Source organism: Myxococcus sp. CA051A (assembly GCF_013336705.1).
Classification (GTDB): Bacteria; Myxococcota; Myxococcia; order Myxococcales; family Myxococcaceae; genus Myxococcus; species Myxococcus llanfairpwllgwyngyllgogerychwyrndrobwllllantysiliogogogochensis.
The window spans coordinates 132,434-147,793 of the sequence record NZ_JABUMS010000012.1; the positions used below are offsets into that span (position 1 = coordinate 132,434).

At 69.2% G+C, this 15,360-nt stretch carries 12 protein-coding genes; 5 read left to right on the forward strand and 7 right to left on the reverse strand.

Going from position 1 to position 15,360, the window contains the following annotated elements; translation table 11 throughout:
* The first annotated feature begins 146 nt into the window (after positions 1 to 146).
* The 4 genes from HUA74_RS30680 to HUA74_RS30695 all read left to right on the forward strand — a co-directional run bounded on the left by HUA74_RS30680 (position 147) and on the right by HUA74_RS30695 (position 5,142).
* Positions 147 to 644 (forward strand): helix-turn-helix domain-containing protein, encoded by a 498-nt coding sequence (locus tag HUA74_RS30680; protein WP_174457386.1) that lies wholly within the window; start codon positions 147 to 149, stop codon positions 642 to 644.
* Positions 641 to 3,232, forward strand: coding sequence for a VIT domain-containing protein (locus HUA74_RS30685; protein ID WP_174457387.1), 2,592 nt, complete (start codon positions 641 to 643; stop codon positions 3,230 to 3,232). Before HUA74_RS30680 ends, HUA74_RS30685 begins: the two co-directional genes overlap by 4 nt.
* 96 nt (positions 3,233 to 3,328) lie before the next feature.
* The gene (locus tag HUA74_RS30690; protein WP_174457388.1) at positions 3,329 to 4,468 is read left to right on the forward strand and encodes a hypothetical protein; all 1,140 of its coding nucleotides are present in this window, start codon (positions 3,329 to 3,331) and stop codon (positions 4,466 to 4,468) included.
* A 32-nt stretch (positions 4,469 to 4,500) separates the two neighbouring features.
* Positions 4,501 to 5,142 (forward strand): phospholipid scramblase-related protein, encoded by a 642-nt coding sequence (locus tag HUA74_RS30695; RefSeq protein WP_174457389.1) that lies wholly within the window; start codon positions 4,501 to 4,503, stop codon positions 5,140 to 5,142.
* A 16-nt stretch (positions 5,143 to 5,158) separates the two neighbouring features.
* Here the strand turns inward: HUA74_RS30695 and HUA74_RS30700 are convergent, their stop codons facing one another.
* Positions 5,159 to 9,109 (reverse strand): myxosortase-dependent M36 family metallopeptidase, encoded by a 3,951-nt coding sequence (locus HUA74_RS30700; protein WP_174457390.1) that lies wholly within the window; start codon positions 9,107 to 9,109, stop codon positions 5,159 to 5,161.
* A 264-nt stretch (positions 9,110 to 9,373) separates the two neighbouring features.
* On the opposite strand from HUA74_RS30700, the gene HUA74_RS30705 reads away from it, so the two are divergent.
* Positions 9,374 to 9,769: an SRPBCC family protein gene (locus HUA74_RS30705; RefSeq protein WP_174457391.1), complete on the forward strand. Its 396-nt coding sequence runs from the start codon at positions 9,374 to 9,376 to the stop codon at positions 9,767 to 9,769.
* Between the two features lie 30 nt (positions 9,770 to 9,799).
* Here the strand turns inward: HUA74_RS30705 and HUA74_RS30710 are convergent, their stop codons facing one another.
* The 6 genes from HUA74_RS30710 to HUA74_RS30735 form a co-directional block, all read right to left on the reverse strand.
* Positions 9,800 to 10,630, reverse strand: a complete 831-nt coding sequence (locus tag HUA74_RS30710; protein ID WP_174457392.1) for an SDR family oxidoreductase — start codon at positions 10,628 to 10,630, stop codon at positions 9,800 to 9,802.
* 113 nt (positions 10,631 to 10,743) lie between these two features.
* Entirely contained in the window at positions 10,744 to 11,049 is a 306-nt protein-coding gene (locus tag HUA74_RS30715; protein ID WP_246137681.1) for a YkvA family protein, read from the reverse strand.
* A gap of 89 nt (positions 11,050 to 11,138) precedes the next feature.
* The gene (locus HUA74_RS30720) at positions 11,139 to 12,194 is read right to left on the reverse strand and encodes an ABC transporter ATP-binding protein (protein WP_174457499.1); all 1,056 of its coding nucleotides are present in this window, start codon (positions 12,192 to 12,194) and stop codon (positions 11,139 to 11,141) included.
* A 35-nt stretch (positions 12,195 to 12,229) separates the two neighbouring features.
* Positions 12,230 to 12,490: a hypothetical protein gene (locus HUA74_RS30725; RefSeq protein WP_174457393.1), complete on the reverse strand. Its 261-nt coding sequence runs from the start codon at positions 12,488 to 12,490 to the stop codon at positions 12,230 to 12,232.
* A 159-nt stretch (positions 12,491 to 12,649) separates the two neighbouring features.
* A complete protein-coding gene (locus HUA74_RS30730; protein ID WP_174457394.1) occupies positions 12,650 to 14,215 on the reverse strand; it encodes an iron ABC transporter permease in 1,566 nt (521 codons plus the stop codon).
* Positions 14,216 to 14,225: 10 nt separating this feature from the next.
* On the reverse strand, positions 14,226 to 15,209 hold the full coding sequence (locus HUA74_RS30735) for an iron ABC transporter substrate-binding protein (RefSeq protein ID WP_141647563.1): 984 nt from the start codon (positions 15,207 to 15,209) through the stop codon (positions 14,226 to 14,228).
* Positions 15,210 to 15,360: the final 151 nt, after the last annotated feature.

The window sequence follows — 15,360 nt, forward strand, 5'->3', positions numbered from 1 at the left end:
CCTCACCCCTCGAACTCGACAGTCCATCTCGACACTCGAACCGCACCATTCCGACACCATCCCACCCGGACATCTCGACACCACCCTCGCGAAAACTCGACACTGACGACTTGACACTCGAAGTGTCGGGTCATACTGTCTGAGTCGTGAACACGCGGAAGACACAGAGCGAGTGGAAGCTGGCGGAGCTGGCCGAGGAGGCGGGCGTCTCGCCACGCACGGTGCGCTACTACGTCCAGCGGGGCCTGCTCCCCGCGCCGCCCTTTCGGGGGCCGGACACCGTGTATGGCGAGGAGCACGTCATACGACTCAAGGCCATCCGGGTCCTCCAGGCACGGTTCCTCCCCTTGGATGCCATCCAGGTGGAGCTCCAGCGCCTGTCGCTCGACGAGCTGCGCAAGCTCGCCGAGTCGGACGTCACCCCGACTCCGCCCACGTACGGGCCGACGAGCCTCACCGATTCACAAATCGTGGCACCGCCGGCCACCGGCCCGCGTCCCACGACGACGACACGCTACCAGCGCTGGGAGCTCATCCCCGGTCTGGAGCTGCATGTGGCGGATACAGCGGATGCCAAGGTTCGAGCCCTCGCCGAGCGCGTACGGGCCCTCATCGAAGAGTTCCAGGACAAGGAGAAGCCATGACGAAAGAGCATGCAGGGCTGTTCACTCGCGAGGGCGCGCAGGTTCCCCTTCAGGGCGTCGAAGTCACTGGTGAGCTGCTCGGCGGACATGCGCGCGTGCGCGTGCGCCAGCGCTACCGCAACGACGAGCCCCGCCCCATCGAAGCCGTCTACACCTTTCCCCTTCCGTCCGATGGCACCCTCTCCGCCTTCTCCATGACGTGCGCGGGCCGCCGCGTCGAAGGCATCGTCAAGGAGCGCGAGGAGGCCTTCCGCGCCTATGACGACGCCGTCACCGCGGGCCATGGCGCCGCCCTGCTCGACGAGGAGCGCTCCAACGTCTTCACCGCCCAGGTGGGCAACCTCCTCCCCAACGAGGAGACCATCGTCGAGGTGGAGTTCCTCCAGGCCGTCACCGCCGAGGAAGGCAGCGTCCGGTGGATGCTCCCCACGCTCGTCGCCCCGCGCTACATCCCCGGCAAGCCCGCCGGAGACCGCACCGGCCACGGCAGCGCCGAGCCCACGCCGCGCGTCCCCGACGCGGACCGCATCTCTCCTCCCATCGGCCAGGTGCAGTACGGCCTGCGCATGGACCTGCTCGTCGACCTGGGCCGCGAGGTCATCGTCGAGAGCCCCTCGCACGCCATCACCGTCACCCGCGAGAGCGGCACCCGCGCCCGCGTGAGCTTCTCTCGCGGCGAGGTGTCCCTGGACCGCGACCTGGTCCTCTCCCTGCGCAGCTCCGACACGAGCGCCGTCTTCACCCCGCTCGCCACGCACCGCAAGGGCGACAAGCCCGGCACGTTCGCCCTCACCGTGGTGCCCGACCTCCTGGGCATGGCCTCCGCGCCCCCCAAGCAGGAGGTCATCTTCCTGGTGGACGTCTCCGGCTCCATGGACGGCGACAGCCTGCCCCAGGCCCAGGCCGCGCTCCGGCTCTGCTTGCGACACCTGCGCGAAGGCGACCGCTTCAACGTCATCGCCTTCGAGAGTTCCTTCCACTCCTTCCAGCCCCTGCCCGTGCCCTTCACCCAGCGCATGCTGGAAGAGGCGGACCGGTGGGTGGCTGCGCTCCGGGCCGGCGGCGGAACGGAGCTGCTCGGGCCTATGCAGACCGCCGCTCGCACCGCGCCGGACGGCGTGCTCGTGCTCTTGACGGACGGACAGGTGGGCAACGAGGACGAAATCCTCCGCGCCGTGCTCGCCGAGCGGAAGTCGGCGCGCGTGTATTCATTCGGCATCGGCACCAACGTCAGCGATGCCCTGCTGCGCGACATGGCGAAGCAGACCGGCGGCGACGTGGAGTTCATCCACCCCGGCGAGCGCATCGACGACAAGGTCGTCGCCCAGTTCTCCCGCGCGCTCGCGCCGCGCATCACTGAACTCCAGGTCTACTTCGACGGCGTCGAGGGCACGGAGCTGGCCCCCGGCGAGCTGCCTCCCATGGTCGACGGCATGCCCTGGACGCTCCTGGGCCGCTACCCCACGCCAGGCACCGGCAAGGTGACGCTGCGGGGCCGCTCGGGCCGCGAGCCCTTCGCGCTCACCGTTCGCGTGGACTTTCCCGCCGAGTCGGACCGTCCCGCCGTGGAGAAGTTGTGGGCCGCCGAGCGCATCAAGGGCTGGGAGGCCGCGAGCCTCACCGGCCGCCGCGCCGACTCCATGAAGAAGCGCATCGTCGAGCTCGCCGTCGAGCACCAGATTGTCACGCGCTACACGTCCTTCGTCGTCGTGGAGGAGCGCACCGGTGACAGGCGCGCCTCGGGCCAGCCGGAGACGCGCGTCGTCCCGGTGAATGCGCCCGCGGGCTGGGCCATGTTCGGCACGCAGAAGCACGAAGAGGCCGAGGTCGCTCCCATCATCCAGCGCCCCGGTGCGCGAAGCCGGGGTGGTAGCGCACCCGTGGCCGCGGGGCCCCCGTCGAGGCAGGCTCCCGCTCACGCCGTCATGGCTTCCGCCGGCGGACCCCCGCCTCCTCCCGCCCCCGCACCGGCCGCCCCGCTCAGGAAGCTTGTCAGCACGGCCCAGGCCCCGGACATGGCGAAGAAGAAGAAGGGAGGCCTCCTGGGAGGCCTCTTCGGAGGAGGCTCGGCCGAAAAGTCCGTGATGAAGGAGTCGAAGATGGAGCCACCCTCCTTCTCCGATGATGGCGACGCCTACGCGGACGGCCTGGCCTCCGAGCAGGAGGAGGGCTTCTCCGCGTCCGCCCGCGACGCCGCACCCCAGGAAGCGGGCGCGGAGGCCCTGCTGGGACGACAGCTCGCCAATGGACTGTGGGCGGGGACCGGCCCCGGACCGGAGCCCGTGCAGCAGGCCCGCGCCACCGCGCTCGCGCTGCTGGAGCTCTTGCGCGAGGGCATCACCAGCAGCCACGCGCTGCATGGTGCCCAGGTGAAGAAGGCGGTGGAGGCCCTGCTGACGCTCGCCGCCCAACTCACCGGCGCTCCCGAGGTCGCGGAGCTGGCCCTGGGCGTGGCCTGGCTCGTCGCGGCGGGCCCGCGCACCCGGGGTCGCATCGAGCAGGCGGCCAGGCCCCTCGCCGGGCTCAACGGCCGACTGGGCAACGACGCCGAGCTGCGTCAGCACGTCGATACCCTCGCCACCCGCTGACGCGGCGCGCCTGGGCACACCCCCTCGAAGTCTCAGGCGACCTCGGCCCCTCCCTCGTGAACGGGCCGAGGTCGTCGCATAGAGTGGATGACGCCCATGACGCTCGCCACCCTCCTGCTCGTTGCTCTCAGTGCCACCCAAGTCGGGGATGAAGCGCAGACCGGACCTGCCTCATCAGCACCTCTCACGTCGGAGACCCTGACGGCGCCTCCGCTGATGACCACGCCCGATGCGTGCCCTGCCGAAGCGGAGGCTCGCTACAACGAGGGCTTCAACGCACTCATCCAAGGCAAGGACACCCAGGCCTCCGAGGCCTTCACCGAGGTCCTCGCCGTCTGTCCCCAGCACCCCTACGCCACCGAGTTCGGACGGCTCACCCGGGCCCGGCTCAAGCCCGGCGCGAAGCTGGCGCAGGCGGCGGTCTATGAGAATACGGAGCGTCGCTCGGGCGCCGCCGTCGCGTCGCTGACGGTGGTGCAGACGCTGCACGGCGCGACGCAGGGCATCCTGCTGTGCGCCATCGCGGACTGCAGGGACCAGGGCTACGTGGCCGCGTCCATGCTCGGAGCGGGCGCGGGAGTCACCAGCGCGCTGCTGCTCTCGCAAGGTGGCATCACCTCCGGGCAGGCGGCCGTCATCAACTCCGGAACGGTGTGGGGTTTCTGGTTCGGCATCGCGTCGATGCTCGCCTTCGACCTGGAGGACGATGATGCGCTGAGGGCCGCCATCATCGGCGGCGCGGGCTTCACCGGCGTGGGCGTCCTGCTCGCCAACCTGGTGCAGCCCACCGCGGGGCAGGTGTCCATGGCCAACTCCGGTGGCCTGTGGGCCGGCGTGGTGACGGCCCTGTTCCTGGCCACGTCGGAGAGCGACAACACGAAGGCCTTCTTCGCCGCCGAGCTGGCCGCGACGTCCGCCGGCATCATCGGCTTCGCGGTGCTGTCGCGCAGCCTGCCCGTGTCCCGGGGCCGCATGCTGCTCATCGACGCGGGCGGCATCGTCGGCGGACTGCTCGGCGCCAGCACCATGTACACCTTCACGGGCGGCGACGACGGCGACAGCGGCGACAACGGCGACGCCATCCTCATCAGCGCGGGCGTCGGCGTCCTGGGCGGGCTGGCCCTCACGGCCTATCTCACGCGCAACTTCGATGCGCCCCGGCTCCCCCAGGTGATGTTGACTCCCACCCTGATGGGCAAGGAAGGCGCGGGCATGGCGCTGGCGGGTCAGTTCTAATCACGCCGCCTCGCAGTGCCTGGAAAGCGCCCATGCCCGTCGACTCCACCGCCCTTGCGTCCCTCCAACATCAGCGCGCGCTGCGCGTCCGTCAGGTGAAGGAGTGGGGAGAAATCCTCACCGGCTTCGAGGGACGCAACAAGTACCAGGTGGTGGGTGACGACGGAGAGACGGTCTTCTTCGCGGGTGAGGTGGGCAGCGGGCTGGGCCTGCTGTTGCTGCGCAACTTCTTCAAGGCCAAACGCCCCTTCACGATGGAGCTGAAGTCGCCCTCGGGCGCCGTCGCGCTGCGGCTGCGACGGCCGTGGCGCTTCTGGCTGGCACGCATGGATGTGGAGGACGGCGACGGGCGACTCCTGGGCAGCGTGCGCCAGCGCTTCCGCTTCTTCACGCGCGCCTATGACATCGTCGGCCCCGGCGGAGAGGAGCTGGGCCACCTGCGCGGCCCGCTCTTCCGTCCGTGGACGTTCGTGATTGAAGAGGGCGGTCGCGAGGTGGGCACCATCGCCAAGCGGTGGAGCGGCTTCGGCAAGGAGCTGTTCACCGACGCCGACAGCTTCGGCGTCCAGTTCGACGGCGCCCTGAGGGGCGCGCTCCTGCGCACCCTGGCCGTGGCCGCCACGTTCCTCATCGACTTCGTCCACTTCGAGAACCGGCGCGAGAGCAAGGACTGAGCCCCCGCCCCAGGGCTCACGACGGGCGCCGCTTCTGCGCCGCCAATCCCAGTGCCGTCAGCAGCCACGCGAGCGACGCGCCCGGTCCTCCCGACGCGCAGTCGTCACACCCGTCCGGCTTCGAGTCCCGGATTCGCACCACGGCCTCCACCGGTGCGCTCTGGAGCTTCCCGTCACTCGCCACCACTCGCAGCTTCACCTCCGTGGGCTCCTTCACCTTCGGCCCCGTGAAGCGCACCGTCGCCGTCGTCGCTCCCTCCAGTGTCACCGGCGGCCCCGAGGTCTGGGTCCACGCGTACGTCAGCGCATCCCCCTCCGGGTCCGTTCCCTCCGCCGTCACCTCAACAAGGCTCTCCTCGTTCACCTCCTGCTCCGGCACCGGACTCACCACGGGCGCCTGGTTGAGGCACAGCCCCGCGTCGTCCACCACCGTGGTGAAGGGCGTATTCACCAGCCCCTCGAAGTGGAGGTCGTCGACATCCCAGCCAGCGAGCGTGGCGAAGACGCTGTCGATGAAGTCGGTGCCGTAGAGGAAGCGCACGCGCACCGTCTGGCCCGCGTACGTCATGCCCAGGTCCACGCTCACCGCCTCGAAGGCGGGGTAGGCGCTGTTCCTCGCGCTGTAGACGGGACGGCCCGCGAGCGGATTCTCGTAGCCCCAGGGGTCCTCGAGGAAGGCGTTGTACGTGGGCGTCGCCGCCTCGCCGAGGTCCGTCCACGTCTGCCCATCATCCGTGCTCAGCTCGATGACGGCCCCATCGAGATAGACGGGCGGCGCTTCGTCCTCGAAATAGGTCTCGATGTCGTGGCGATGTCGGAAGGTGAAACGCAGCGGCCGGTCCGTGGCCACCTGGAGCGGGGGCGAGACCAGGGCCCGCAGCCCCACATGGCTCAGGTTGGGGGCATGGAACAGATATCCCCCTTCAGCGGAGACTTCACGCACCCAGGACCTCCTGCTGTCCAAGGGGTCGTGCTCGAAGCGCCAGGGGTGCCGCTCCGCATCCACCGTCTCCGTCGCGCTCGACGCGAGAACCTCATCCCGGCTCACCCAGAGCGGAAGCGACGCGGTCTGGTCTCCCGGCACGGTCTGCGCTTCGTCCCGGAAGGTGAGGTTCATTTCGAGCCATCGTCGCGACGTGCCGCCCAGGAGCTCCACGGGGAACTCCGCGCGCACCTCCTGGAAGGGGTCGGACGGAGGAATGGACCAGGTGCTCCCCTCGGGGAATATCAGGTCGCCCGAGTCGCTCGTCGCCGTCAGGGTCGACCGCTCCAACCGCCCCGTCCCCGCATTGCGGACCGTGAGGCGCACGCGTGCCTGTTCTCCCGCATCCAGGATGCCGTCGTCGTCACAGGAGCGCGCGCCCTGAATCAGCTCCAAGCGCACAAGGGACAGGTCCTTGCCTGAATAGAAGCTCTCGACGACTCCCGCGTGGTCCAGGGAGTCTCGATGCGGAGCCACCGCCCTCAGGCCAGCGCCACGTCTGGCGAACGCCTGGGAGAAGAGCTCGAAGTCGCGGGAGTCTCGCGCCAACGCCGCCGCGAGCAGGGCATCCCGCGCCTCCAGGAACGTGGGGTCCACGGGCGTCAGCTTGAGCGACGCGACGAGGTACTCCTTCATTCGCGACTGGGCCTCCGCGAACGACAGGCGTTCCGTGTCGCGCAGGAGCGCCACGTAGCACTCCCACAGCATGACGGCCCACACCTCTCCGGAGTTGTGGAACTCCGCGTTCGGCCACTGCGCGGGCTCGCCGTTGAAAGGGATTCCCTCCGGCAAGGACACACCGTCCTGGATGAACCGGAAGGTGAGCGGGTTCCTGCCCAGGTCCGTCGTGTATGGATAGCGACGGATCCCCCAGTAGTATGCCTGATTGGCTTCAGCCGCTCGGATGTACCCGTTGGGGACATACACACCGCTGAAGTGCGCGTTCGCGGGAACCCGCGCGTCTTCCTCGCGCGCCTTCAGCAGCAGCGCCGCGAAGTCGCTCCAACCCTCGCCCATCGATGCACCCTGGCCATTGAACAGGCCGACACCGTCACCGACGAGGCGATTGGACATGTAGTGCATCCACTCGTGAGCGAGGAGGCCCGAGTCGAGCGCGCCATCCCTGGCGGGCCCCCCTCGCACGAGCCGCAGCGTCGTCTCTCCTTCCTCGAGCGCCGCGCGCACCAGCTCCCCCGTCTCTGTAGTGACGCCGGCCACGGGGATGGTGACGACACTGGAGCGACCGGGAAAGCCCATGGCATTCCGGACAAGGTTCCTCGGGGCGATGAGGACGGCGACCGCTCCCGCCTGCTGTGCGTGCATCGCCTTGATGAGCGAGTCGCACCTCCTGCCCCCATCCACGACCGCGACCTTGCCCTGGACTTCCGCCGCGTTCGTCAATGGCTCGCAGGCATCGTTGACCGTGCCGCCCGCCACCCCGTCCACGGCCAGCACCGCGTTGGCGCTGACGTCGAACACCTGGGGGCCGTAGTCCGCGAACCCCAGCATGAAGGGCCCCTGCGTCCCCCCGGAGGTCTGGACGTAGAGGTCCCTGGCGGAGCGGTTGTCGTAGAGCAAGAGCGTCATCAACGGCCGCGCCCCATCCGCCGGAGTGTCCATCATGGCGTTGTTGCGCGCCCAGAAAACCTGCGTCCCCACCACCATGGAGTCTTCCTCCAGCCCTCCCCTCCCGAAGTTGTCGTGCTGCGCGTTGCCCGCGGCCTCGTCGAAGCCCGAGTCGTAGAACCAGTCGTGCAGGAAGTTCGTGACGAAGAAGGCGTGGGTGATGCCCGCCATCTGCTGCTCGTCGGTGATGCTCGGCCCGTGGCGATGGTCATAGCCATGGCTGAAGACCCCCGCCTCGGAGAGGATCGCGTACAGGTCCCCTGGGCTGTATTCGCCATAGGGGTCCACCAGGTCCGCGTAGGCCTCCACGTTGTTGCCCTCGGTGCGCGTGGCGCTCGGAGCCAGCCACGGGTCATTCCGACTGAAGGGCGCGTTGCGCAACGTCACCAGATTGGGAGCAACCAGGGGCGCCTGATAACCATCCGGCAGGCCCGTGGGGTGAGGGCTGCCCTGATGGCCCGTGGGGTCATGCAAGGGAACGAAGGGCGAAGCGGTGTCCGCCCATACCTTGTATGTGAAGGCCTCCGATTCTCGAGTGAGCGAGTGGCGGACGAGCAGCCGTCCATCGTCAGCGGCGATGACATACGCGTAGAGGTCGCCAGGTCCCTCGGTCACGGACTCGGTGCCCAGCTCCACGTAGTACGCCGGCACCAACGCGTCCGGCATCGGGTAGTAGACGGGCTTCGTCCTCGTGGTCCCTCGCAGCCGGACCGTCCTGGGACCCGGTGACAGCTCGAAGGACTGGTAGGGCGGCCGCGCGGGGCCCGTTTCAGCGAGGCTCGCTGGCGGCAATGCGTGTCCCTCCAGGTCACGGTAGGCCCGGGCAATCGCTTCGCGGGGCTGGAGGATGAACGCCGCGCCCTTCGAGAAGCGCGGAGTCGAGCCCACCGGACTCAGGTGCCCTGACATCGCCACCAGGGACTGGCGCGAATCCAGCAACACCTTCAACGACTGGCGGAAGACCTCGATGCCCTCCACGCGCTGGCCGAAGGTGACGATTCCACCCCCGGAGGGAAGTCGCTGCACGGCTGTCACCGGCACATGGTCGGCGTCCGTGCGCTCCAGGCGATACACCGGTGCGTACCGTTCCAACAGCCCACGAGCGACCTGCTCGGGACGCTGGGGCACGGCGCTCGCGGACACCTTCGCCTGGGTCCCGTCACCCCAGACGAAGGTGGGGACACCGAGGCGCGCCTCTTCGTGTGCGATGGAAAGACCCGGAGCGTCCGGACGAGCAAGGTGTGCGAGCGAAGAAGACGGAGCCGTGGTGAAGACATCCACCGTCGGCAATCGCTCACGGGCCAGGACAGGAAACACCGTCACCAGGACGACACTGGCGAACAGACCGGACAGTCTCATGGCGAGCTCCTGGGCTCGTGGGGGAGAAGAAGAGTTCCATCATCCAGTTACAAAAACCATCCAGAAACCATAATCGCGAAGAGTGCTTGTCTTTTGAGCCCTACCCCTTGCCAGGGGTTGACAGGCACGGGTGCGCGACTGGTGCTACCTCGGTTCACGCATGGACAGAGGGCAGCCCTCGAAGGTCCTGGAGGGCCGCAAGATTCTCCAAGAGAAGCTGGCGAGCACCTCCTAGAAGCAGGGCTCACCTCAGGAGCACACGACATGGCTTCCATCCGGAAAGAAATCACGACCAGCGCCACGCCCGAGTTTGTCTGGGATGCAATCCGCGACATCGGTGCGCTCCACACGAGACTGGTTCCCGGGTTCGTGGTCGACACGCGCCTGGAGCCCGGGGCCCGCGTGGTCACCTTCCGCAATGGAATGGTGGTCAAGGAGCCCATCGTGACAGTGGACGACGAGGGACGGCGCCTCGTGTGGGGCGCGGAGGGTGGACCGCTGACCCACTACAACGGAGCGGTCCAGGTCTTCACGGAGGGCACGGGGAGCCGGGTCGTGTGGACCGCGGATTTCCTGCCCCACGAGGCCAGCGCCGTCGTCGGCCCGATGATTGAGGAAGGCATGGCCGCCATGAAGCAGGCGCTCGACAAGGCCCGCTAACGCGTCGACGCCGCGACAGGGATTGAGCGCTCAGCGCCGCTTCAAACCATACATGGACATCAGGATGCCCTCGAAGGTCTTCGCGGGCAGCAGCGCCTTCGCCACCAGGGCCGCGCGCTGCGCGAGCTTCCCCACCGAGTACCGCACGTCAGGCGCCTCCACCTCCATCACCTCCAGCACCCGCCGCGCCACGTCCTCGGAAGGGACGCCCTCGCGCTCCTCCTTCTCGATGATGGCCAACACCTTCTCGAAGGACTCCCGATACGCCGAGCCCTCGCCAGACGCCGCCGCGCGCACCCGGTTGTCCGTCAGCCGCGTGCGCACGTCCCCCGGCTGCACCAGCGTGGCGTGGATGCCAAACGCCTCCACCTCCTGGCGCAGGCTCTCCGTCAGCCCCTCCAACGCGAACTTGCTCGCGCTGTAGAAACCCTGGAACGGCAACCCCACCGCCCCACCCAATGAGCTGATGTTGATGATGCGGCCAGAGCGCCGCTCGCGCATGGACGGCAACACCGCCTGGCAGACGCGCAACACGCCCAACACGTTGGTGTCGAGCTGCCGCCACGCCTCCTCCACGGAGGTGTCCTCCACCGCTCCCGCCAACGCATGGCCCGCGTTGTTCACCACCACGTCGATGCGGCCCTCACGCGCCAGCACCGTCTCCACCGCGTGGCGCACGGACGCATCCTGCGTCACGTCCATCTCCAGCATCCGGTAGCCCACCGACTCCCGCACCGAGGGCTGACGGCTGGTGCCGTAGACGAGGTGCTTGCGCACCGTCAGCAGCTCGACGCAGGCCTCGCCGATACCCGAGGAGGCTCCCGTGACGAGGACCACCTTGCTGCCCTGGGACGTGTCCATGCACGCCCATGATTCCGCGTCCCCTCCGCGCGCACCACGGGAACTCGCGGACGCGTGGCGTCACATTCCCGGGACACTGCTGGAGTCAGGAATTCCGGGCGGAACTTTCCGGGTCAGACGTGCTTTCGCACGGTGGGAGGCACGCGCTCCTGCCCCTCCGCATCCCTCGGGACACCGTCCCAGGGCTGCTCGGGCCGGTAGCGCTGAACCTCGCGCACCATGAAGAACGCCGCCGCGGACAACATGCCCAGGTCATCCAACCAGCCCAACACGGGGATGAAGTCCGGCACCGCGTCCACCGGCGACAGGAAGTAGACCACCGCTACCACTCCGGCCAGCTTCCGCCAGAGCGCCACGCGAGGGTCCCTCACGTACTGAAAGAAGCGGGTGCCCATGCCACGAAGACCTGCGATGTTCATACCCACCTCTACGCACGGGGAGGCCGGGTGATTGCACCCCGGGAGCCACCCCCAGCGTACGCCGCCTGCCTGCCCGGAGGACAGCCAACCTAATCCGGACTGTCCGCCAGCACGCCCGCCTTCCCCACGATTTCCAGCCGCGCCCGGTCTCCCGGCCGCAGCGACAGCTCCGGCGCCCCACGCACCACCAGCTCCATGCCACCACAGGCCACGGTGTACTCGGCGCTGGGGCCCTGGAACTCGCGCGACAGCACCTCCGCGCGCAGGGCCCCGCCCACCGCCACCGAATCCGTGTCCGGCACCAGCCGCAGTGACTCCGGGCGCAACGACAACAGCACCTTGCCCTTCGCCTGCCCCATCACCGGAAGGTTGCCCAACACCGTGCGCGCTCCACCGCCGAAACCCATGCCGGGCAATAGATTCGTGCCACCCAGGAAGTACGCGACGAAGGCCGTGCGCGGCGCGGAGTAGACGGACTCGGGCGTGCCCACCTGCTCCACCTTGCCCGCGCGCATGACCGCCAACCGGTCCGCGAAGGCCATCGCCTCGCCCTGGTCGTGCGTGACGAGCACCACCGTGGCCCCCAGCGACTTGAGCACGCGGCGCACCTCGATGCGCGTGGAGGCACGCAGCCCGCTGTCCAGGCTGGAGAAGGGCTCGTCCAACAGCAGCACGCGCGGCCCTGGCGCCAATGCACGCGAAAGCGCCACGCGCTGCTGCTGACCTCCGGAGAGCGAGTGCGGCATGCGCGAGGCGAACTCGCCCAGGCCGAACAGCGTCAGCATGGCGCGCGCCTTGTCCTCCGCCTCGCGCCGCGACAGCTTCGACAGGCCGAACGTCACGTTCTCCAGCACGGACAGGTGAGGGAACAGGGCGTAGTCCTGGAACACCATGCCCACGCTGCGCTGCTCCGGAGGCACGAAGGCGCCGGGGCCGACCAGTACGCGGCCGTCCAGGGTCAGGGTGCCCGCACCGGGACGCTCGAAGCCCGCCACCAGTCGCAGCGTCGTCGTCTTGCCGCAGCCAGAGGGGCCGAGCAGGGCCACCACCTCGCCGGGCTCCACCGACAATGACAGACCATCCACGGCGGCGGTGCCGCCGGGGGTGTAGCGAAGGGACAAGGCGTCGAGCGTGAGCAGGGACATGGCGAAGGCGCCGCGCACCCTACCGCGTTCCGCCGCTACTTCCAGGGCGGCCGAGCGGCCATCCGCTTCTCGACGTCCACCTTCACGTCCTCATCGACGAGGGAGACGATGCCGTCCGCCAGCACCTCCGACAGGGCGGCCTCCTTGTGCGCCGCCCACCGCGAGTCGAAGACCTTCGGCCCCAGGGCCCGCTCCGCGCCGGCTTGCGCACCGCCGTCTTCGGCTTGCCGTCGCCGAGGGGGGCGTTGTTCACGATGTTGCCCGAGGAGAGGGCCCCAGCACCTCCAGCGAGCCATCGTCTACGCGTCCCGCGCCTCGAAAATCGCGACGCATGAGGGCACATGCGTCAGCCCCGAGGCGCGTCGCCCTCCTGCGACACGAGCAGCCCCACCCCCAACGCGGAGATGGCCATCAGCACCAGCGCGGACAGCGCGGCCTCCGCGAAGCGTCCCGCGTCAGCCCCGAGGCGCGTCGCCCTCCTGCGACACGAGCAGCCCCACACCCAACGCGGAGATGGCCATCAGCACCAGCGCGGGCAGCGCGGCCTCCGCGAAGCGGCCCTCGGCCGTGGCACCCCACACGCGCGTCGCGAGCGTCTCGAAACCGATGGGCGCCAACAGCAGCGTGGCCGGCAGCTCCTTCATCGCCGTGAGGAAGACGAGCGCCGCGCCCGCCAGCAACCCGGGACGCAAGAGCGGCGCGGTGACGCGACGGAACACCGCCGGAGGAGACTGCCCCAGCGACGCGGCGGCCTCCGCCAGATGGGGATTGAGCTGGAGCAGCGCCGAGCGCACCGTGCCCACCGCCTGCGGCAGGAAGCGCACCACGTACGCCAGCACCAGCATCGCCAGCGTGCCGTAGAGGAACGGCAGCGCGCGCACCCCCAGGAAGACGAGCGACAGCGCCAGCACGATGGGCGGCAGCGCATAACCCACGTAGGAGACTCGCTCCATCGCCAGGGTGAGCCGTCCCGGATATCGCACCGCGAGGAAGGCCAGCGGCAGCGCGCCCAGCACCGACGCCACCGCGCCCAGCACCGACGCGAGCACCGAGCCGAGCGCCGGCGCCATCATCGACGCGCTCTCCCCCACCAGCCCCCGCACGCCCCAGTACACGAGCACGCCCACCGGAAGCACCACGCCCACCGCCACCACCGCGCCACACAGCAGCAGCGCGGGCAGCCGCCAGCGTCCCAGCGACACCGGCGCGGACACCCGTGCGGCCCCCTTCGCGCTGCGGTGGTAGCCCGCGCGTCCTCGCAGGCGAACCTCCAGCACCAGCACGGCCGCCGTCACCACCACCAACGCAAGTCCCAGCAGCGCGGCATAGGTCCGGTCATACGCGCCCTCGTACTGGACGTAGATGGCGCGCGAGAAGGCGTCGTACTGGAGCAGCGCCACCGCGCCGAAGTCCGACAACACATACAGTCCGACGAGCAGCGCGCCGGACACGAAGGCCGGACGCAACAGCGGCGCCGTCACCTTCCAGAAGGCTCGCGCCGGGCTTATGCCCAGACTGCGCGCGCCCTCCAGCCAGGCGGGGTCCTGCGAGAGCAAGCCCGCGCGCAGCGCGAGGAAGAGATACGGATACGTGGACACCGTCAGCGCCAGGAGCGCGCCGGGAAAGCCATACACCGAGGGCACCGGCAGCCCCCAGCGCGACAGCGGTTCCTCCAACACACCCCCGTTGCCGAACGTCGCCAGCAGCACGTAGCCGCTGACGAAGGTGGGCACCGCGAGCGGCACGCACAACAACACCGTCCAGCCGCGTCGTCCCGGGAGGTCCGTTCGCGTGGTGAGCCACGCCAGCGGCAGGGCCACGAGGGCGGCACAAGCGGTCACCGCCACCGCGAGCCCCAGCGTGCGCCACAACAGGCCCCACGTCTTGTCACGCCAGAGCAGGGCCCACGTGTCCGCATCGGCTTCCGCCGCGCGAACGCCCAGATACACCGCTGGCAGCACCGCGAGCGCGGCGACCACCAGCCCCGATACCAGCAACCACCCCGGAGGACGACGCGTCACTTCGCTGGCCTCAGAGGACGCCAGTGTCCTGGAGCAGCTTCACCGTGCCACGCAGGTCGTCGAGCCTGGACAGGTCCAGGTCGGGCGAACCCACCTTCGCGAGCGACGGCAGCGCCTCCGCCGTCTTCACGCCCTTCACCAGCGGGTACTCATACGTCTCCTGCGAGAAGTACGTCTGCGCCTCCGGCTCCAGCAGGAACGCGGCGAACTTGTGCGCGTTGTCCACCTGCTTCGTCCCCTGGAGGATGCCCACGCCCGCCACGTTCACCAACGCGCCCGGGTCTCCCGCCGCGACGAAGTAGTTGGCCACCGGCAGCTCCGCGTTGCTCTTCTTCGCGGCGTACAGGTAGTAGTGATTGACGAAGCCCGCGTCGATTTCACCGCGGCCCAGCGCCTCGACGACGGCCGCGTTGTTCTTGTAGACGCGCGGCTCGTTGGCCTGGATGCCCTTGAGCCACGCGGTCGCCGCCTCGTCGCCCTTGAGCAGCCGCAGCGCGGTGACGAACGCCTGGAAGGAGGCGTTGGTGGGCGCCCAGCCCAGCCGGCCCTTCCACTTCGCATCCGTGAAGCCGAGGATGCTCTTGGGCAGGTCCGCCGGCTTCACCTTCTTTGTGTTGTAGGCCACCACGCGCGCTCGTCCACTGGTGCCCACCCACAGCCCCGTCGGCGAGCGGAAGCGCGCGTCCACCTTGTCCAGTGTCGCCTTGGGCAGCGCCTGGAGCCGACCCGCGTTGCCCAGCGCGCCAAGCGCTCCCGCGTCCTGCGCGAAGAACACGTCCGCCGGAGTCTTGTCACCTTCCTCCAGCAGCGTGGCGGCGAGCTGCGGCGTCTCGCCGTAGCGCACCTTCACCTCGATGCCCGTCTTCTCGGTGAACTTCTTGAGCAGCGGCCCCACCAACTTCTCGTTGCGGCCGGAGTAGACGGTGAGCGTCTCGGCAGCCAGCGCGGTGGAGGACACGGACAACAGCAGGGTCAAAAGGAGTTTGCGCATCATGGCGCGGCACCCTAACGGACACGCCCGCACGGTTCCACCCGTTGCATGCTCCCAAGGGCGCCTCGCGAGGCCCTGGAGGCGGCCCTCGGGAAGCGGGCCCCGGCCCTCCGTGTTGCCTGCACGGACTGTCGAAGCGCGAACATCGACTCCG